Source organism: Pseudomonas sp. TE3899 (assembly GCF_056279105.1).
In genome coordinates, this window is the sequence record NZ_JBWBQR010000001.1 from 4,629,486 (window position 1) to 4,648,598 (window position 19,113).

Sequence of the window (19,113 nt, forward strand, 5' to 3'; positions counted from 1 at the left end):
GGCAGGCGAGAAATCTGCCAACGTATGATCCATCGAGCTAAAAATCTTGAAAATCGCAATCGGCCATAAGCAGGCAGTAGACTATATGGTGGCGTTGAGCTATCGTCTGAATGGTCCGTACCTAGGAGAAGGTGCCCACGCTTCTCACAAAAATAAGCTATACATAACCCTACCAGAATAAGCACGAAGAAAATAATGTACTCTTTAATAACGTATGGATTTCCGTTAATCCTTGTAGCTTTCGAATGGGGTTTGAAATACATAATGAAGGTAGAAAACACTTCATTTGCTGGTCCCGCTCTAGCTGCTGCAGCACTATCTTTTCTTATGCCACTCACTAAACCAAAAGTCCTACAGATGAATATCCCAGGTCACCCTAATAGCTTTTTAACGACCACCAGAGATAGTCAGGTCGTAGGATTGACATGGATTTTGGTTTTTGTTTTTTTGTTTCTATGGGCTGGAAGTTGCTTTCTAACAACCGAACAACCTATAAGAAAGCTTTGGGTGTTAGATATGCCCTTAGCAATTGGTGGGGCCGTATACGTGGTTAGTTTAATCATGACGTGGGCAAAGGAGAAACTATAATGGATGAGCTTATTATTTCAACAGCGGTTGCGCTGCTCATCCCGCTTATTACTGTTTTGGCAAAAAAAGCCTTGAAAAAAACCTTCGATGGCAAGATGACACAATTAATAGTTAAAGATACAAATGGAAAAGAGCAAAAAATATCATATAGCGGAAAAGTCGAGCTCGGAGCAATACAAAAAATTGTCGAGAAAGAATACGCCTTCGAAAGCAAGGTGGAACAAATATTAAAAGCTTATATGAAAAAAAATAAGGGGTTTAGTTATACAAAAAATCATAGCGTTGATTTTTTGCTAAAGTTTTCCGGCCACGTAATAGGCCTTGAAGTAAAAAGGAATTACAGCCTGCCATCAAAAAAATATTTTAATACAGTGAAAGAAACTCATCCAGACCTAGAGCAGCTTCTGTTTTTGTTTGACTCGGAAGTCCCCGAAAAATATCTACACGCATATGAAAATGATGATTTTGTAAAATTCATCTCATCCCCGAGAGAAAAGAAATTGTCGGAAAAAATAATATCCATCTTGGATCAGAAAAGAGTAAACGGGGTTTAACTACTATTGGTGAGAGTTTTGGCATAACCAAAACGTTTTAGTGTCGACCTCTCGCTATAATATTTCGATGAAGATTGCCTTACAGGGTCATTTTGACCCAATTACTGTACTGTGAATAGGGGGCAGACCACGCTTTCAATTAAATGTCGAAAATCGTGGTCTGACCCCGCTTTTCCGCATCGGGACATAATGGCATTTTGGCTCCAGGTGGAGTATTAAGGGCCACCGACATTGGGTCGATATACATGGAGATACTCTGGTGGGCAAAAAAATAGGATCTGGAATTATCATATCCATTGGGATATTTTCCGTCCTGAGCTTTTACATTATATATTACGCTTTTTTGTATTCTGGATACGCAGATTCACTGGATGTCTCAGAATTGAAAGGCGTTCGCAGCGGTACTTTTGGTGATGCCTTTGGAACACTTAATGCGTTTTTCTCGGCACTCGCATTTTCTGGCGTACTACTTTCGCTTCACTTTCAAAGAAAGGATATTAAGTCGAGCCATGCTCAGACTCATAGGCAACAGATTGAATCGCAATTTTACAACTTGCTAAGTTTGCAGCAGCAAATTGTCCAAGGATTTGATCTGCACTTAACAAGGAATGGTCATGCCGTTGTCATTCAGGGAAGAGACTGCTTTCGGAGCTGGCGCAGGAAGCTTAGATTACGATTCGTTCGCTTTCGCAAAGAGGGCACTATAACGAGCGAGGCCTCCAAGTTTGCATATAACTCTGTACTTGAGTCACATCGTGGTGATTTAGGCCTATACTTCAGAAGCTTGTATTCAATTTTCAGGTTTATTGAAAACTCTGACGGAGTAGACAAAAAACATCTGGGAACTATTGTGCGCTCCATGCTATCGGATTACGAACTGGTTTTTCTTTTCTATAACTGCTTGAGCAAGAAAGGGGGAAAGTTCATGAGATTCGCTGAAGACTACGCGTTGTTTGATAACCTAGATGTGAAACTGTTACTCCATCATTCCGACTTAAAGCTGATGAAGGCTAAAGTTTTCGGCGAAAATTCGGAAGCGCTTGAAATCCAAGCAAGCCTCAGCACTGCGTAATACTTATTACCGCTCAAACTTTATCTTTAGGATCGACAAGAACGGCGACATAAATCTACTCCTAGCACGACGGCAGCGAGGTTGACGTTAATTACACCATGCCGTCGCGACAGGTAATACTTCTTTTAACCGCAGCATCTCGACGAGATTTAGGGATGAATTTTGAAAACGGAAAAATAATATTTGAAACTCATGATTTAAGAGAAATGCGAGAGCGGCTAATTGAGCCTGAAAATGTAAAAAAATACAACATACAATGCCAAGGATGTAGAAGCGTAATAGTATTTACGCAAGCCTTGACATCTAATGTTACGTTACCCAATGGCACACTAATCCCAAAGTTCGATGAAGACGGAGTGGTAACTTTTGAGTGCACTAAATGTCAAAAACTGTCTAGAATAAAGGTAGTTAATCCCGACGTTTGCTATGCTTATGAAGGCGCTGAGAAAATTGAGTATGCTTTTCTTGAGGGTATGCCTGAGCCCTTAAATTTAGAAACTGGCGAGATTGCCACATGCGATGACTATCTTGCGCAAGATATTGGACTTCATGAACTTGACCATAACTATAGCCCGACCGGGGAACCACTTTATACATGTCATACATGCGGTGCCGGCTTAGATGAAAAAGCGTATGAAATACTTATCGGGCAAATCAACAATATATCAAATGGATTTGATCGATACCTAAACTGGTATCTGGCAAACGGCGGGGGGCCTAGGCCGGAATATCAGATTGTCAGGCTTCCCTGTAAATGTGAGTGCGGACTGGATACCGTATCATACTTCAGCAAGCCCTATAGCGAATCGGCAAATATTAAAGAAACTGATTTCGCGCTAATCAATATAGTAGGCGCAAAAAATCTGCAAGGACACTTAACACCAGGGAGCTTCTCCAAAACTCAAATCATGCAATGGTTAAGAAAACTACAGCACAGGTGGGCAATTCTGTTTGACGACATATATTTAATAACTCCATTTATCGGCCATCAGTACCTTAAAAGTGAGCAGAGGGTAGAAAACTGGCTAAACGTGGTGCGTAAGATATCACCAGAAAAAACAAAAATTGTAACCCGCTCCTCTGAGGTGAAACTTTTTGAGAAAGCTTACAGCAGCATATCAGGAATTGACTACAACAAGCTGCAAGAGCTTGGACTGAGTTCACAAGCGATTGACGGCACAATAAAGAAAAACAAGTTCCACATCAAACTATATTGCGCTATTTCGAAATTTGGCTTCGAGGCACTTAGTGGATCAGCAAATATTGTTGAAGGACCATCGATCGAATCGATGATATTTATGTCCGGAGCCGACTCCCACGAGTTCAATGAGAAGTTCTTGAAGCCACTCGGGCTTAATTGCGAACTATCTCACAAACATGAATCAAAAGATCACAGGTACTCGTTACTCTTGAGAGAAAGTGAAAACTTCAATCCACTTTATGCACCAACACTACACGCCCATCATTATCGATCTCTTATCTTGCAGGATTCCCAACCAGTGGACAATTGGTAATCAATTCGCCTTTAATTTGTGTAAGTCCAAACAAAGAAAAGAAGAGTCTACAAACTGGCGACAGCAGTAGAAAGTTTTACCCCTAGGTTACCTAACAGGTAATCTGTCGCCTTTTTTTCTCAACAAAGAGAGCTCAAACCATTTTTTCGCCATCTGCCAACCACTAAAATCAACTCAACCATACATATTTATTATTGCGAGCACAGCCTATGCTCCACCATAAACTATGGCAAGCAACAATCGGGTACTTTTAGAGGTATACTTGTAGGCTAGTTATTACATTTATATTAAATTTCAATAAACTACCATTCGATTCGACTCCTGGTGCCGCACCATACAAAACGAAGCCTCCACAGAAATGTGGGGGCTTTGTTGTTTCTGGAACGCCCACTTTTTGTCCACGCATTGGAATCTGTGGGAGTGAGCCTGCTCGCGATGAGACCATCAACCCCAGCGACAATCTACTGACCAAAGCAAAGGCCGCTTTTTCCAAGGCACGGAAAACGAAGCGACCTCAACCAAACAGCATCTTTTGCCAATGATCCTCACCCACAATGGCAATCGAAGCTCCTGCCTCCCGCAACTCCACTGCCTTCATGATCTTCGTTCCGTAAGTACTGTGACGCCATTGCTCATTACCCACGCTACCGACCACCAGGTAGTGAACCTTCTTGCTCACACCGCCCCCGATCAAACCACCTCGTTCTTCGACTAGCGCCTGACAATCCTTACGCGGCCCAAAGGTCATGACACCCGTAAATACGAACATCCGACCATCCCACACCAAATCAGGGGCCGGTGAGTTGAAAGGCAGATCCGTAGGAGTAACGGCAACGGTATCGCCGACCTTCGGCCTCTCAATGACTACGCCAGAAAAACCACGCAAAATGTTAAGTAGCTCCTGGGACTCATCCATGTCTAGAGCACTGTCCTGAAGCATGCACGCTAAACGCGAATACAGCAGATTGATCACCGGATCGTTCAGATGCGCGAGGTTGTTTTCCAACCATTGTTTTAGAAATACCGCTTCTGTGATGTTCACAACACCGTCCGCCGTAATCCCAGCGGCCAATCCCACCAAGGCATCGGCGTCGCGTCGATCGATACGGGCGCGGTGGAAGAATTTGCTGCTCTCGAACTCGTGGTGTAGATCCATTACGGGTTTTCCTTGGGGGTGGGTACTGGTTCGCAACCGAAGCATTTGCGGGTAAATGTTCTGTTCAAAGCTAGCACCACTGCGCGCAGACACCTCATTTTTAGCCGGAAAATAGATCCGTCCCGTTTCCCTTCGGCTGGCACGCAATGAACCAGGTGGTTGCCCGGAGTACTTGGCCAGCGTTATGGAGCTGGCCTACCTGTGTCGGCTGCGCGGCATCGAGGTGGTGAACCTCATGGACGTCAACGAACTGGACGAGGGGCTATAGACCAACCAGCGCAAGGGTAGCCGGGACAACATCGTGCGTTGGACTCCGCGGTTACGTGCGGTTTGGGATAGCGCGAAGGCGCTTCGTGCCAGGACCTCGAAACGTCGAAAGACGGCTATCCCGATCTCCCCATCACGCCGTCACATCATCGTGGCCAGCCATGGCGGCCCGCTTCGCAAATCCAGCCTCGACACCGCCTGGCAGCGGTTCATCACACTGGCGATAGCGGACTGCGCCGTGACACCAGAGGAACGCTTTGCCCTGCATGACCTGAAACGACGCGGCATTACCGATACGGTGGGCACACGGGCTGATAAGCAAGAGGCAAGCGGGCACCGTGATCCGAAGATGATGGACGTCTACGATCACAGCGTTCCAATCGTTTCCCCATCAGTGGAATGAAATGGGTACAAAAGAGGAGCTACGGCTCCCCGCTATTTCTCAAAGCGACTACCCTCTGAGTGCAACACGAAATAATTCTTCTAGGCATTCACTCGGTGAAATATGGACATCAGCGAAAACGAATTTCGGGATTTCTTATTCAAGAATCACACTGAAAACTTTTCATCGCTCATCATTGGACGGAGGGAACCGGTGAGTTGGCCTGGTGATTCCTTTCCACCAATTCATATTTTGTTGCAGCAAAGAGCCGAGAAAAAAATCAATGAAACATTAGACAACCTGGAAGATCTGACACTAACAGCAAAAGAGTTAAGACTTACAAGGGAGGCCGATTCGACAACCCGCATTGACCTAGTGGGAAATTCAGAAAGCGCAGGCTTGACAATAATCGAGCTAAAAAAATCCAAACAAACCGAAAGACAAGCCTTCTCCGAACTTCTGGCTTATTCAAATCACTTCTGCACCGTTTTCCCCGGACTAAAAGAAACTTCAATAACATCCATATTAGTTGCACCAATGGAAACACGAACGATACGAGACGCATACGCACAAGAATTAGTGTCCAACAACAAATACATAATTTCCTTAATACCGAAATATGAAAATGAAACAGCCCAGCTATCTGTGTATTATCCTGCCCCATCATATTACAAATGGTTCGAAAACAACCTTCTCGATGATCGGTCCATCATCACAGTAGCGCTGGCGTTCCAAGAAATAGAGGGCTGGATCGATCTAGAAACAGGTCAGGAAGGGATGCCTAGTCACAGCGTGAGGGCTCTAAATACGCTAACTAGCGCCATCTCAAATATGCTTGAAGCTTGTGGGTACCATAGCATGTGTTACTCGACCCAGCCGTGGGGCGAAATTGCTGCTGGTCTAAATTACCCATTCCCAAATGTCATATACGTAGCAGCGATAAATCCTTTCTCAAGTTTTAGAACCGAAATATCAGAACATGGAATATCTGGAAGCTCTCTAGAAGGAAGACTCACGGAAATCCAAGCAGTCCATGATCAACTATCCGGCTTGGAAAGACAGTTTTGGATAGAAACGATGGAAGGGAATTTTCATAATCGATTGATTAGATTAGTCCGGAGCGAATTCAAAAAACTTCTAAAAAACAAAGAACAAGAAAAGATAAAATTTGAAATATCTCTTCCGGATTGGTACGGAATTAAAACAAGCATGATCGAGTCGGTCACTGTCAACCATGGAGATTTATACTTAACAGGACTTCTACGAGAGATCCATTCCGAATATATGGAGTACGTCTATAGACCGGACGTAGATTACGCCATCTATTATTCCGATGACATACCGAAGTATTTTTACAGATCTCTCAGAAGATTTCTGCCTATCTGGGAGATTTTGAGCGGCCTTGGGGTTGGCGACAGCGACAGTGAGGATCAGAACGAGGACGCATGACCGACGTTGCGCCCGACCGGTAGCGTAACAAGGTTCATCAAAGCCTTGTAAATGGGGTGGTCGAGACGATGGCGCACGTAATAAAGAATCGCTCAAGCTATTGATTTTACTGTTCTGAGCAGCTTCCTTGTAATCAGTAGGTCCCGGGGCCGACTCCTGGTACCGGCACCATACAAAACGAAGCCCTCGTAGAAATACGAGGGCTTCGTTGTTTCTGGGATTTGAAGATCCCACGTGTTTCCCGCCCTATCAGCGTCATGGACGCTATTCCTCAGGCTGCACCGCCCTGCCTTTTCTGCTAGTTACAATTGCACATAAGCGTCCCGTTGACGGTGCTGCTTACCTTCTTAAAATGCACGCCAATACACCCGCCAAGCCTAGGTCGACTCAGTCAGCAAGCTCAAATCGTGCGGCTTTTTTTGAATGGAGAAAGCGATATGAAGCCATGCGATAGATAAATCCCCCCTGTTCAGAGCTGCACAGGGGTGAAGTTTCTTGCAATAAATCTGTTCTCAAAGCCAAGGAGTAATCAATGTTTAGCTATTCAAGCGTGAGGGGCATCATCGAGCACCCTGTCGATCTGATTGGCGATGCCTGCAAAAAAGCCGGCACAGATGATGTCAATCAAGCATTAAGCGCATTAGGCTACGAGCGTCAATTCGAAATTGGCAACCCTGAAATCGCGGCCATCGAGCTGTTTAGAAACTTTGGGAAGTGCGATTACTCCGCCCTAGTCCATTTGACATTGGGCAGTGAGGTACAGCTGTATGGGATGCAAAATTTTCATGACGTTTTGGAGTTTGTGAAAGAGTATGTCCCAACGGTCAAAGCAATCACTGAACTGGCCGAAAAAGAATTCGGCTGAGCAAAACAAAGCCCTCGCATTTCTGCGAGGGCTTTGTTGTTTCTGCAGTTTATAAAATCAAGCTTTAGTGTCCGGCACTCTGCCCACCATCAACATGCAGAATTTCACCCGTAACAAAATTCGCAGTGTCGAGATAAACAATCGCCTGGGTAATGTCGTGAACTTCCCCCATGTGCCCGACCGGGTGCAATGCGCCCAGAGCAGCGTGAGTTTCCTCACCATGCATCGGCGTCTTGATAATGCCAGGGCTCACCGCATTCACCCGAATCCCACGCTTGGCATATTCAATCGCCAATGACTTTGTCGCCGCATTCAAGCCACCCTTGGTCAACGAAGCCAGTACCGAAGGCACGCCATCAATCGCATGGTCCACCAGGCTGGTGGTGATGTTGACGACATGACCACTGCCCTGCTTTTCCATCTGGGTAATCGCAAGTTGGGTGATGTAGAAGAAGCCATTCAGATTCACCGAGAGCACCGCAGCGTAATCTTCCTGGGTGTATGCGGTGAATGGTTTGGCGACGAAGATCCCGGCGTTGTTGACCAGCGTATCGACGCGACCAAAACGCTCAATCGCTTCACGGATAACGCGCTGGGCAACTGCGGGATCACCGATGTCGCCGGCAACTGTGTGAATATCCGGATCAGTGGAAGGTTTGATCGAACGCGAAGTGGCGACGACTTTGTAATCCAGTTCACGAAACGCCTTGACCATGCCAGCGCCGAGACCTTGGGAAGCGCCAGTAATTACGATGACTTTTTTCGAATTGCTCATGATGAACCTCAACTAATAAATGATGGTTTGAAAAGGTGATTAATCAGGCTTCAACAGGCGCCTGCGCCATTTGTCGCAACATCTGTTCGTAGTACTCGACCGACTGCGAGCCGGACACCAGGTGACGACCGTTCAGCACCATGGCCGGAACGGAGTTGATGCCGCGCTCGCGATAAAACACCTCAAGATCACGCACTTCCGTGGTGAACGCCCCGGACGCCAGCACCTCGCGGGCTGCCGCCGCATCCAGCCCCACTTCCGCCGCCAGTCGAACCAGCGTCTCGCGATCACTCAGGTTCTGGCCGTCGGTGAAGTAAGCGCGCAGCAAGGCTTTTTTCAGCGCGACCTGCCGCCCTTCCCGCAATGCCCACGTCAGCAACCGATGCGCATCAAACGTGTTGTAGAAGTGGCTGCGTTTCTCCAGATCGAATGTGAATCCGAGGGCATTACCAAGAGCAATTTGCGTCGCTTTACCGGCGGCGACGTCTTCGGCGGTTCGTCCATATTTGCGCATCAAATGCTCGACGGCTTTTTCGCCGACTGCTGGCATATCCGGGTTCAACTCGAAAGGCTTGTAAGTCAACTCGACCGACACTTCACCGGCCACGTTCTCGATCGCCTGCTCCAACGCCGTCGCGCCCAACGCACACCACGGGCACACCACGTCGGAGATGAAATCGATAGACACGGTCGCGGTCATGACTTGCCCTCCGCCTCTGCCAGTTGCTTGCGGTACTGGGTGGTGGAGATGCCGGCGTAACCCCAGTTATCGGTGTCGACTTCTTCGATCACGATGTGGGTCAGGTGCGGGTCCTTCTTGAGGACGCGCTGCAGGGTTTCAGTAATTTCGGCGATCACCTGAGCTTTCTGCTCCGAGGTAACGCCATCGCGGGTGATGCGAACGCTTACGAAAGGCATGAGGAAAATCTCCAGTGACCTGCCCCGTCGGGATGATGGGGAGGCGTTGGAGAAGAATGTAGGGGGTTGGGTCAGGGGGATAAAGGTGGGGGTGGGTACTTCATTAGTTACGCCGCGTAATGAGTGCCGAGATTGTCGCTCGAAAAAATGTTTGCCTGGGAAATGATCAATTAGCTAATCTTCAATTATCGTAAATTTTAGATAACAGCAGAAATTGAGGTTAATCGTTTATGGCAATTCAATTCTTCGACAGCCCATTCCACGTCACCCACGATGAGGAGGTTGCCAGCAAAATGGCTTTGAAAATGGAGCTTTCAATATTCATCACTGACTGCATCAAAAAACTGGGCCTCAAACAAAGTGAGGCCGCAGCCAAGCTGGACGTGACCCAATCACGTGTTTCTGAACTCACGACTGGCAAGATCGAGAAATTCACAATCGATGCAATGATGGACATGCTGGATAAACTCGGCTTTCGCACCACTTTTACCTTGCCGCCCAACGATGCCGGCGTCTCGCCTCAGATCGTGATTTCGCAGCGTCGCACCTGCTAAACGTTGTCACCCATCCTCCTAACATTCATGCCCTCTGAGTGCGTCAGTAGACGATTTTGGAGGCGCTGTTTAGCTGTTTAGTAGTTATCGAGGACTGTTTGAGCAGTAGGATCTTGCCCCTTTTTTTGTAGTCCATTGAGTTGCGTATCGCCAACGACACGTGAAACTCCAAGCGCTCAAGCACTTAGCCCGGTAGCAAAGTAAATTTTTGACCGACGCCACCACCTGGCCACGATTGCGCTCCCTCCCGCCTAAAGCTACCTTCAAGCCGTCGCTGCCAATTCAGCGACCGGGCCTGAGAACCCAAGTAAGATACAGGCGCACAAGCGCCCCAAATCACGATTGCCGGCGTTTTTTTGTGTCTGCATTTCCGTGTAATGGCGGCTGTGCGTGGGAGACCTTCGGGTCTGCCGGGTTCCTGTATCTCCGGTTTCTCAGCCCGCGCATAGCTGCCACCCATTCGCCTGAGAACGAACGTGGTAGCTCTAACTTTGATTCAGGAGTTTTTGCTAATGCCCGTTATCAATCCGTTCGAAATTTGCGTTTCTGCAACACCGGTTCATGCCCACCACCGCCCAAAAACCGGAGGTGCCCAATGACCATCCCTCAAGACCTGAAAACCATCGGCCTCACCCCTTTCTCCTACCACGCCAACGAAGCGCTGTTCCGCATCAACTCCGGTGTCCCGGTGATCGAAGCCCTTTCCCACGCTTCCAACCTGCTCCACGTCGCCAAACTGCTCGCCTCTGACGCTGCTATGGTTCGCGAAACCGACCGGCATGCCTGGGCGTCGTATTATTTGCAGGAAATGAGCAAGGCGATCATCGATGACGTGGTGAAGGTGCTCGATGCACCGTGTAACAACCGCCGTCCAACGTAGTCGCGCACGCATAAAAAAGCCCCGAATCAATCGGGGCTTTTTGCGTGCTGCAATCATTAAAAACCTGAGCTCCGTGCATAAAAACGATTCTCCCTGCATAAAAACGAATATAAAACGGACCTTTTGCATAAAACCGATTAGAAACTGGCCAAATCATTCGCAACTCCTAACAATTTCGGGCCTCCCCCTCAAACCTCACTCACCTCAAACACAAACGAAATCCTCCGACTGCTCGCACTCCACACATACCGAATGTGCTTCCCCTGCTTCGGAATCGACACCGCCGGTGGTCGAAACGCCGCAACACATTCATGCCCCGGCAAACGAACGCTGTTGTAGAGCAATCCCCATGACAACGTTTCGCGAAGTTGCCGAGCAAAGGCCTGGGACGGGCCGTAAGCAGTCGGGTCCGGATCATGGAGCTGCGGATAGTTTTCGCGAATGTCATGCAGCGGTTTGACGACTTTGTTGACGTAAGTGCGCATGGTCAACTCAAGGTCCGGTTCGTTGGTGGCCGCGAGAAACCGTTCCTGGTGATAGCTCGTCTCGGCAATGGCTGCAGCCTGGCTGCTCGCAGCGTAATAGACGCCAAACGTGCCATCGGTAAAGCGGCTGGTTTTGCCGATGTGGGTAAACGCCGCCATCACCGGCGTGGAGCCGGGCCCGGAAATTCGGTCTTCGGGACGGACTCGGGAGAGCACGCCGGCCTCTTCCATCAGCCGATCATTGGTCAGTGCTTCAAGTGCGTAGGCCGTGGGCAAATCTTCTGGATCGAGCACGTCTTCAAATAACGAGATCGGCGGGAAGCAGCTGTTAACGATCCGATAGGCCCGCGACCATTGCGGGTCGGCCAGTTCCGGCGCCATCAACCGCGCACTCCGTCGAGGTAGCGGCGCACGTCAGCGATGTCCACGACGCGGCCGACCAACATGTATTCCAAAGCGGTTTGGCCATTGAACGGTGCGGCGGTGTTCGGGCTGCTGACCCATTTATAGGCGCGCTCGCGGCTGTTGCTGAAGATGATGCTCAGCGCTTTGTGGATACCCATCAGGTAGGAAATGCGCTCAAGAGTGTCGTGGGGCAAACGCACGTTGGGCGGTAAGTGTTTGTACTTGTAGAACGTAGTGTTGCCGACTTTGCCCAGCAGCGTGCGTTGTTGCTCGGCGCTGCAGCCCCAACGCTCCATGAGGTTGAAGAAGAACTTGAGCGCGACGCGGCCGGCTTCGGGGGAGTCGAGTTGTTGCTGTGGGCTGAGGGCGGGGGATGAGGTAGGCATGGGGTGGCCTCCTTGAGAATGTCTTAGGGCCAGATTAGTACAGATGCGGATAGATATGTACTATTAATTCGCAAGTGTACTAAGCACTATTTCAGCGCATTGACACAAAATCGTTTGCTGCAGAAAATCGCGTCAAGAGCGCGAAACCGACTGCCTTCAAGTGGCGATAGTCGGCGTTAGGAACCCTGTTGATGACTTGAACGTCAGCGCTCGGGTGAGACCTCTTATGTGAAGCAGCCTAATTAAATTGGGCTGCTTTTTTTGGAGCGTTGACCGAGATTCATACCCTCTATTTGAACAGCTCAGAATGGCTTCCGAGATCAACAAATGTAATCAGGTCGGGGCGAGTGTTCTGGTAGATCAGCAAGAAATCACCACCAATATGACATTCCCGAAATCCAGCCCAATCGCCAGTCAAAGCATGATCCAGGTACTCAGCTGGTAATTGCTCACCTAGAAATAACAGGACCATCATGTGGCGGACTTCATTCATGTCACGACGCCCAGCTCGTTTATAACGTTCCCAAGACTTCTTGAATTCCGACGTTTGCGCGCACTGCTTAGGCAGCTCAGCGCGCTTTTGCTTTTTTTCCGGTTTTGCCATCAACGTCCCTCAGCATGTCGTCTATCGAGCCGAACCGCTGGCCAATCTCTTGTGCTTCCATCATAGCCCGGGCGGTTTTCTCAGAAGGGACGCGAACCTCAAACGGGAGTCCTTGAGTCGCTACGACCTGGCGGAGAAAAAGACGCATGGCGTCACTGATACTCAGCCCGCAAGCGCTTAATACTTCTGTCGCACGCATCTTCAGATCCTCATCAATGCGGCACCGAACGTCGGTAGTTTTCAGTAATGCACCCATGTTAATAACCTCATCGTCATTTGTAGCTACATTGGCGCTACCTCTGCATTGTGATTGGGGGTCTCATTTTCGGTCAATGGCAAGTTGATAGGCGGCCTTACCATTTGCTCAATCGAAGATATTTATCGACCGGAGATCTCTCGACCTATTACAACCGCTGCCGATAGCGACAACCATCAGCCCGATCGCAATCTTCCCTGAGACTCTTCCGAGACCGCTGCAGGAAGAATCCCCGCAGCCGTAAGCCCCACCCAATAAAAAATGCCCGAACCTTTCCAGTCCGGGCATCTTTTTTGACCTCAATCACCCCCAACCCCACCAAAAACCCCGATCCTGTGTAAGCCTCCAGCCATCGGCTGCGGAATCAATTCGCTACTAAACTCGCGACAACTATGCTCAGGTGCAGGAATATAGCCGGCATACGGCGCCGGATAGGCCGCAGGTACACAACAATTGCCAGCCCACTTTAGAGGGCATTACCCCATGGATAGCAGAACCTTACGCAACCTCATGCGCATCGTGCAGACCGGCTCGTTGTCGGCGGCAGCAGAGCATTCCTGTTTGACGGTGCAGGCGTTGGCCGCGCAGTTGAACAAGGTCGAAGAGCAGTTTGGATTTCGTCTGTTTCGACGTTCCAACAAGGGCCTGACCCTGACTGCGCAGGGCACGGAGCTCACGCCCTATATTGACAAGGTCCTGGTCGCGACGCGGCAGATGGAAGAGAAAGTGGCGGCGCTGAAGGTGCCCGGCCAGCGCACGCTGAAGGTGGCGTTGAATACCACGCTGTCGGAGGATTTCAATCGGCGCATGATTGGACGCCTGTTTGAGGTGTTTCCTGACCATCAACTGGAGTTTTCCTACGCCGAGTCGATGGAAAACCTCAGCAAGCTGAAGAACGAAGACTTCGACCTGGCCATTTTGATCGGCCCGCAAAAGCCGGGGCTGCCGAGCATTTTGCTGCCGGACGTGCACGTTCAGGTGGTCGGCGCGCATTGCGGTCAGGAAAACGACCCGCTGGTGATGCTGGGCGACAAGTTTCAGGTTCGTCCTGCGGATGATTGTCCGTATTCCCACAGTTTCCTACGCTTTCTCGACGCCGGCCTGGGCAACTACGAAACCGGCCAACGGATGATTTATTCCTGCAGTGAAACCCTGACCCTGTCGCTGATCCCGCAAATGGACGGCATCGGCATGGTGTCTCGCGACGCCGCGCAGCGTAACGGCTTGACCATTTTCCCTGGCTTCGAGGATTTCCTCGAAGTGCGGCTGGCGGTCAATAACCCTGAGTTGTCGGGCCAGGCCTTGAGCGATGTGGTCGACCTGCGCCTACATGAACGAGCCGAGCGCAATGTACGCAGCCGTCCCAACCGCCACACTGAGAAAGAGGTTTTTGCTGAAATACGCACATAACAACGTCGGAATCGCGGCATAGAATTCCGGGCGATCGAGCTGCACATGCTGGTCCTTGATCAACAAGGGCGTAAGGCTGATCGCAGCGACGATCGCCACTGGCAGGTATTCCAGCGCTCGCGCGACGAAGGGCGGCCAGTGGTCGGTGTTGACTTGAAGCGGCAGTGCGCGTGGCAGGAAGGTCACGGCCATCATCAGCACGACGACCAGGATCAGGAACGTTTGGTCAGGCATACACCCACCCCGCAACCCACGAATGTGGCGATAAACACGTTGAACGGCGAACTGCCAACCAGGCTCAAGGCGCCCATGCAGGTGACTGCGGCCGCTGCGGCGATCAGCTTGTTACGAGTGTTGCACAGCGACACCAGCACGTAGAGCATCATCGCGGTCAGGGCGTAGTCGAGTTGGTATTTGATCAAGTGCGAGGCGTACTGCGCGCAAATCGCCCCGAGCAAACCGCCGAGCACCCACGAGGTGTGGCAAAACAGGTTGAAGCCGATCAGGTAACGCACGTTGACCGGCGCGCCGCTGCCCAGTTTCACGCTGTGGAAGGCGAACGATTCATCGGTCAGCCCACCGGCATAACACCAACGTTCAAAACGACTGAGCCCCAACGCCCGCAAGGCCTTGGCCATGTAGACCGACATCAGCATGTGCCGCGCGTTGATCAAAAACGTGGTGAGGATAATCGTGGTCAGCGACGCGCCGCTGGAGATCAGCGCCAACGCGGCGAACTGCGAAGCGCCGGCATACACGAACAGGCACATCGCAACCGGCAACCACACGGGCAACCCGGCGTTGACGGCCATCAAACCAAACACAAACGACACCGTGAAGTAACCGGCCACCACCGGGCTGGCTTCTGCAAAGGTGCGCGAAGGCTGCGGCTCGACCATCAGCGGCTGGCTGCTGGACGTCTCATTCATAGGTCCCTCTCAAAGGTCGTTTCGCCACGCGGCTCGCAAAAACCCTGGGCAGTCCAAAAACGTTTGCCGGCAAGGTTAGCATCGTCGACGAACAGGAACATCCGCAGCACGCCCACGCGCTTCATGTCCGCCGAAGCCGCTTCCACCAGGCGCTGACCCACGCCTTGTGCGCGATAGTGCGGGCTCACCGCCAAGTGGTTGATGGTGCCGCGGCTGCCGAGCATACCGCCCAGCACCGCGCCGACCACTTCGCCGCTGAGGTCGAGCGCCAGGTACGCGGTGGTGGTCTTTTGCACCAACACACCACGCAGGCATTTGGCGTCCTGCCACTCGCAAAACGACACCTCGTCGAACTGCCGAAAAAAGCGCTCCAGGCGCACGGCATCCTTTGCATTGGCCCGCCACATCATCACGGATGTGGCGGGGCTGTCCATGGGGTCGAGCTGTTCAGCGAACAATGTCGAAAGCGGTCCCGGGCCGCGAGAAGGAAATCGCCAGGATCTGCCGATACGCCATGTCGTGGGAATGGGTATTGCGGGCAGGGGTTACGTAGTGGCGCATGTCGCGGTCGAGGAAGAACGTGGTGTCGAGGATTTCCTGATACGTCGTCGACGCCAGTTGCTCTTCGTGGGCGCTGTAGAGGCGGCTTTCAGCACCGTCCACATTGTTGCGGCCCCAGAAGTGCACACCGCTGAACGGATAACCGTCGCAATGAATGCCTTCAGGGGTGATTTCCAGTTGCTTGCCCGGTTTGATCTCGATGCGGATCTGATGGATCTGGCATTGCCAGATTTCATCGTGCAACTCCGGCGGCAGCACGTTTTTATACACTTCGAAATCGATGTCGATCAGGCTGCGCATCACCGGCGAATTGATCACTTCTTCGGAGAAGTCCTGGAAGTGCCGAATCATGCCGCCGACGTAGCTGTTGTTGGCCTTGGATTGCACATAGGCGCGGTGTTCCAGCTGCGTCAGTTCGCGGGTTACCGGGTTGTATTCGAAGTCGCTGTAACGACGGAAACGCATGCCGGATTCGGCCTGGCCGTAGTAGCTGTCCGGCTCCATGTTTTCCCAACTTTTGGTCAGGCGGACGAAGTCGGCGAAATGACCGTAGAGGTTGAAGTCACCACCCTGGACGTTGACAAATTTGTCGCGCCGTAGCGATTCGCCAACTTCTCTGTTTAACACGATCATTACTAGTCTCCGCTGCATTGAGCGGCCTAATCTATTAGGTGCAGGATTTGCGTCCATGAGAAAGAATTTCAGGCATCTCAAGCATTGCTTGAAGCGCCATAAAAAGATCACTTGAATCGACATTTTTATGCCAAAAAAAGAGCTTTTAGAGCGTTTTCATCAGAAAACAGCAAAAAAAAACCCCGAGCCAGTCGGGGTTTTTTATTGAGTTTTTTAACTCAGCCGATCATCAGAAGATGTTGATCGGGTAGTCCACGAACACACGCAGTTCGTTACCGCTGGCGTTGTACTCACTGGATTTCTGCGACACGCGCAGGATCGAGCTGCGCAACTTCACGCTCAGGTCTTTGGCCGGGCCGCTTTGCACGACGTACTTGAACTGGTTGAAGATTTCGCGCTCGGTACCGCCCTCGCTGGTGGAGGTGGTGATGTTGTCGCCGCGCACGTAAGCCACGTTGTAGCTCAGGCCCGGAATGCCGAAGGTGCTGAAGTCCAGGCCATAGCCCAACTGCCAGCTGCGTTCGTCTTCGGCGTTGAAGTCGGACCAGTAGGAGTTGGCCAGGTAGATGGTGTTGCCACCGTCGCCGACACGACCCTGGTCTTTCTGATAGCCGCCGTAGGCGTAGCCCAGGTTGCTGTCGCCGGTGCTGCGCTGGTGCGCGATGGTGAACGAGTGCGGGCCGGTGGCGAAGGTTGCGGCCAGGCTCCAGATCTTGTTGTCGTCGCCGGTGATTCCGTTTTCGCGGACGTAGGAATTGTCCAGCTTGGTGCGGTAGCCGTTGAAGTCCAGGGTCAGGGACTGATCCTTGTCGATCGGGAACACGTAGTTGGCGTTCACGTATTGCTTCTTCAGCACATCTTCGACGTCAGACGCGTAGACCGCTGCCTTGAACTGCTCGGTGAACTGGTAGCTGCCGCCCAACACGTTGATCGACTTCAAGCCACCGCTGTCACGGCCTTCCGCGCTTTTACGCGATTCGGCGGTGAAGCGACCGGCGTTCAGGACCAGGCCTTTGATCTCCTTGGAGGTGATCAGGGTGCCGGTGTAGCTTTCTGGCAGCAGGCGGGAGTTGTCGTAGTTCAGCACCGGCAATTCCGGCATCTGGTCGCCGTAGGTCAGCGTGGTGCTGGACAGGCGGAATTTGACGGCGGCGCCGCCCTTGGACAGGTCGTTGGCCGGGTGGCCGCTGTCGCCCTTCTTGAAGAAGTCGATGCCCTGGGCACCGCTGCGGTCTTCACTGCGCTCCAGATTGAGGGCATACAGACCAAAAGCGTCGACACCGACACCGACGGTGCCTTGGGTGAAACCGGACGAGAACGTACCGATGGCCGCTTGGCCCCACTCGGATTTATCGTCGTTGCCGTCTTTGTAGTCACGATTGATGTAGGCATTGCGCAGCAGCACTTTGAGGCTGCTGTCTTCAACAAATCCCTTGGCTTCGGCCTGGTCGTTAGCCATGGCCTGTGTAGCGCTCAACATCCCCAGAGCGATCAGGCTGATTCGCTTATTCAACATTTTGTTTTCCTTATTACGGGTTGATACGCGCTGTGCCGAACGGCTGAAATGGCGCTATTGCGCTCTTTTTTCACCCCGAAACAAAAAGGCCCGCCCACGAAAAATCGCGGCGGGCCTTTTTATTGTTTTGTGAGTCATGGCGGTTAGCCACAGGCGTTGGCGTGGATCCTATCCGCGCCCTTCACCGTGTGTCAATTTCATGAATCGTCTGAGAATAGGCAAAAATCGTCTAAGAATCTCTGATAGGCGAGCGCCAGTTGCAAAGTTTCACGGGAATTCAGTGGATGCAGCCGTCGAGGCCGCAGGCTTGAAACCCGGACGCCGGGGCTTGGGCGGGCAGCGATTGACGCAGCCACGCCGCGAAGGCTTCCGGTTTGCCGAGCCACGGGCCGATGTCGATCAAGGTGAATTGGCCGTTGTGTTCCAGGGCGAAAGTCGGGAAGCCTTGGCCGCCGACATTGGCCAGCAATGCGCGGCTTTCCTTGATATGCCGCTCAGTGTCGGCCTCGTGGAAAGCGCTTTGGAAAGCCTGCGGATCGAGCCCGATGGCGTTCGCCAGCTCAAACAGGACCGCTTCGTCAGCGATGCGGCGTCCTTCCTGGTAGTGAGCCGTCTGCAAACGGCCCAGCAACTCCAATCCACGACCGGCCATGTGCTCGGCGGCCAACACAGCGGCAATCGGCGGCGCGGAATCGAACACCGCTGTTTCGTCGCGCAGCAAACCTTCGAAATACGCCTCACCAAACGGCTGACCGGTGAATTCGGCGATGCGCCGGTCGTGGGGCATCACGTAGTTGCGCAGCTGTGGTGAAACGGTTTGGCGATTGGCACCGGTCATCATGCCGCCGCCGTGGGCGATCACGGGCAACACGGCTTGTGCGGCTTGCACCAGGGGTTTGGCCCCGTAGCACCAGCCGCACAACGGGTCGTAAATGTAGTGAAGAGTCATAGGAA

The 19,113-nt window shown here is 51.4% G+C and carries 22 protein-coding genes and 1 pseudogene; 9 read left to right on the forward strand and 14 right to left on the reverse strand.

From position 1 onward, the window contains the following. Positions 1 to 587 precede the first annotated feature (587 nt). From ACZ89E_RS21065 to ACZ89E_RS21075, 3 genes are all read left to right on the forward strand, one after another. A complete protein-coding gene (locus tag ACZ89E_RS21065; protein ID WP_379555812.1) occupies positions 588 to 1,142 on the forward strand; it encodes a hypothetical protein in 555 nt (184 codons plus the stop codon). A gap of 259 nt (positions 1,143 to 1,401) precedes the next feature. Next, complete coding sequence (locus ACZ89E_RS21070; RefSeq protein ID WP_379555810.1) at positions 1,402 to 2,214, forward strand: putative phage abortive infection protein; 813 nt, start codon at positions 1,402 to 1,404, stop codon at positions 2,212 to 2,214. Positions 2,215 to 2,369: 155 nt separating this feature from the next. Continuing rightward, positions 2,370 to 3,728 (forward strand): hypothetical protein, encoded by a 1,359-nt coding sequence (locus ACZ89E_RS21075; RefSeq protein ID WP_476256373.1) that lies wholly within the window; start codon positions 2,370 to 2,372, stop codon positions 3,726 to 3,728. Between the two features lie 514 nt (positions 3,729 to 4,242). On the opposite strand, the gene ACZ89E_RS21080 is transcribed toward ACZ89E_RS21075, so the two are convergent. Next, positions 4,243 to 4,884: a BRCT domain-containing protein gene (locus ACZ89E_RS21080; RefSeq protein WP_476256374.1), complete on the reverse strand. Its 642-nt coding sequence runs from the start codon at positions 4,882 to 4,884 to the stop codon at positions 4,243 to 4,245. Between the two features lie 133 nt (positions 4,885 to 5,017). On the opposite strand from ACZ89E_RS21080, the pseudogene ACZ89E_RS21085 reads away from it, so the two are divergent. The 3 genes and pseudogenes from ACZ89E_RS21085 to ACZ89E_RS21095 form a co-directional block, all read left to right on the forward strand. Further along, positions 5,018 to 5,554 (forward strand): annotated as a pseudogene (locus ACZ89E_RS21085) (site-specific integrase); the annotation flags it as partial. A gap of 102 nt (positions 5,555 to 5,656) precedes the next feature. Beyond that, entirely contained in the window at positions 5,657 to 6,982 is a 1,326-nt protein-coding gene (locus ACZ89E_RS21090; protein ID WP_476256375.1) for a hypothetical protein, read from the forward strand. Between the two features lie 532 nt (positions 6,983 to 7,514). Further along, entirely contained in the window at positions 7,515 to 7,847 is a 333-nt protein-coding gene (locus ACZ89E_RS21095; protein ID WP_476256376.1) for a hypothetical protein, read from the forward strand. Between the two features lie 64 nt (positions 7,848 to 7,911). Here the strand turns inward: ACZ89E_RS21095 and ACZ89E_RS21100 are convergent, their stop codons facing one another. Genes ACZ89E_RS21100 through ACZ89E_RS21110 form a run of 3 tightly spaced genes read right to left on the reverse strand, consistent with a single transcriptional unit; the run spans position 7,912 to position 9,540 of the window. Beyond that, on the reverse strand, positions 7,912 to 8,622 hold the full coding sequence (locus ACZ89E_RS21100; RefSeq protein WP_476256377.1) for an SDR family NAD(P)-dependent oxidoreductase: 711 nt from the start codon (positions 8,620 to 8,622) through the stop codon (positions 7,912 to 7,914). Between the two features lie 43 nt (positions 8,623 to 8,665). After that, entirely contained in the window at positions 8,666 to 9,322 is a 657-nt protein-coding gene (locus ACZ89E_RS21105) for a DsbA family oxidoreductase (RefSeq protein WP_476256378.1), read from the reverse strand. Beyond that, positions 9,319 to 9,540: a tautomerase family protein gene (locus ACZ89E_RS21110; protein ID WP_123402644.1), complete on the reverse strand. Its 222-nt coding sequence runs from the start codon at positions 9,538 to 9,540 to the stop codon at positions 9,319 to 9,321. The genes ACZ89E_RS21105 and ACZ89E_RS21110 overlap by 4 nt, the downstream gene beginning before the upstream one ends. Before the next feature lie 230 nt (positions 9,541 to 9,770). On the opposite strand from ACZ89E_RS21110, the gene ACZ89E_RS21115 reads away from it, so the two are divergent. Both ACZ89E_RS21115 and ACZ89E_RS21120 read left to right on the forward strand, forming a co-directional pair. After that, positions 9,771 to 10,094: a helix-turn-helix domain-containing protein gene (locus tag ACZ89E_RS21115; RefSeq protein WP_149659074.1), complete on the forward strand. Its 324-nt coding sequence runs from the start codon at positions 9,771 to 9,773 to the stop codon at positions 10,092 to 10,094. 595 nt (positions 10,095 to 10,689) lie between these two features. Further along, positions 10,690 to 10,974 (forward strand): DUF3077 domain-containing protein, encoded by a 285-nt coding sequence (locus ACZ89E_RS21120; protein WP_123598117.1) that lies wholly within the window; start codon positions 10,690 to 10,692, stop codon positions 10,972 to 10,974. 188 nt (positions 10,975 to 11,162) lie between these two features. On the opposite strand, the gene ACZ89E_RS21125 is transcribed toward ACZ89E_RS21120, so the two are convergent. The 4 genes from ACZ89E_RS21125 to ACZ89E_RS21140 all read right to left on the reverse strand — a co-directional run bounded on the left by ACZ89E_RS21125 (position 11,163) and on the right by ACZ89E_RS21140 (position 13,110). After that, complete coding sequence (locus ACZ89E_RS21125) at positions 11,163 to 11,840, reverse strand: RES family NAD+ phosphorylase (protein ID WP_476256379.1); 678 nt, start codon at positions 11,838 to 11,840, stop codon at positions 11,163 to 11,165. Continuing rightward, the gene (locus ACZ89E_RS21130; RefSeq protein WP_476256380.1) at positions 11,840 to 12,250 is read right to left on the reverse strand and encodes an MbcA/ParS/Xre antitoxin family protein; all 411 of its coding nucleotides are present in this window, start codon (positions 12,248 to 12,250) and stop codon (positions 11,840 to 11,842) included. Before ACZ89E_RS21130 ends, ACZ89E_RS21125 begins: the two co-directional genes overlap by 1 nt. A gap of 289 nt (positions 12,251 to 12,539) precedes the next feature. After that, positions 12,540 to 12,854, reverse strand: coding sequence for a type II toxin-antitoxin system YafQ family toxin (locus tag ACZ89E_RS21135; protein WP_123511297.1), 315 nt, complete (start codon positions 12,852 to 12,854; stop codon positions 12,540 to 12,542). Then, a complete protein-coding gene (locus tag ACZ89E_RS21140; RefSeq protein WP_149659071.1) occupies positions 12,820 to 13,110 on the reverse strand; it encodes a type II toxin-antitoxin system RelB/DinJ family antitoxin in 291 nt (96 codons plus the stop codon). Before ACZ89E_RS21140 ends, ACZ89E_RS21135 begins: the two co-directional genes overlap by 35 nt. Positions 13,111 to 13,593: 483 nt before the next feature. On the opposite strand from ACZ89E_RS21140, the gene ACZ89E_RS21145 reads away from it, so the two are divergent. Next, complete coding sequence (locus ACZ89E_RS21145; RefSeq protein WP_463259109.1) at positions 13,594 to 14,520, forward strand: LysR family transcriptional regulator; 927 nt, start codon at positions 13,594 to 13,596, stop codon at positions 14,518 to 14,520. Here the strand turns inward: ACZ89E_RS21145 and ACZ89E_RS21150 are convergent. From ACZ89E_RS21150 to ACZ89E_RS21175, 6 genes are all read right to left on the reverse strand, one after another. Then, positions 14,437 to 14,754, reverse strand: coding sequence for an AzlD domain-containing protein (locus ACZ89E_RS21150; RefSeq protein WP_010464672.1), 318 nt, complete (start codon positions 14,752 to 14,754; stop codon positions 14,437 to 14,439). The genes ACZ89E_RS21145 and ACZ89E_RS21150 overlap by 84 nt on opposite strands. After that, complete coding sequence (locus ACZ89E_RS21155; protein ID WP_476256381.1) at positions 14,733 to 15,449, reverse strand: AzlC family ABC transporter permease; 717 nt, start codon at positions 15,447 to 15,449, stop codon at positions 14,733 to 14,735. Before ACZ89E_RS21155 ends, ACZ89E_RS21150 begins: the two co-directional genes overlap by 22 nt. Continuing rightward, positions 15,446 to 15,883, reverse strand: coding sequence for a GNAT family N-acetyltransferase (locus ACZ89E_RS21160; RefSeq protein ID WP_178129123.1), 438 nt, complete (start codon positions 15,881 to 15,883; stop codon positions 15,446 to 15,448). The genes ACZ89E_RS21155 and ACZ89E_RS21160 overlap by 4 nt, the downstream gene beginning before the upstream one ends. Positions 15,884 to 15,896: 13 nt before the next feature. Further along, on the reverse strand, positions 15,897 to 16,643 hold the full coding sequence (locus ACZ89E_RS21165; protein ID WP_149659068.1) for a 2OG-Fe dioxygenase family protein: 747 nt from the start codon (positions 16,641 to 16,643) through the stop codon (positions 15,897 to 15,899). 229 nt (positions 16,644 to 16,872) lie between these two features. Continuing rightward, positions 16,873 to 18,159: an OprD family porin gene (locus ACZ89E_RS21170; protein WP_476256382.1), complete on the reverse strand. Its 1,287-nt coding sequence runs from the start codon at positions 18,157 to 18,159 to the stop codon at positions 16,873 to 16,875. A gap of 277 nt (positions 18,160 to 18,436) precedes the next feature. Beyond that, a complete protein-coding gene (locus tag ACZ89E_RS21175) occupies positions 18,437 to 19,108 on the reverse strand; it encodes a DsbA family protein (RefSeq protein WP_149659066.1) in 672 nt (223 codons plus the stop codon). Positions 19,109 to 19,113 lie beyond the last annotated feature (5 nt).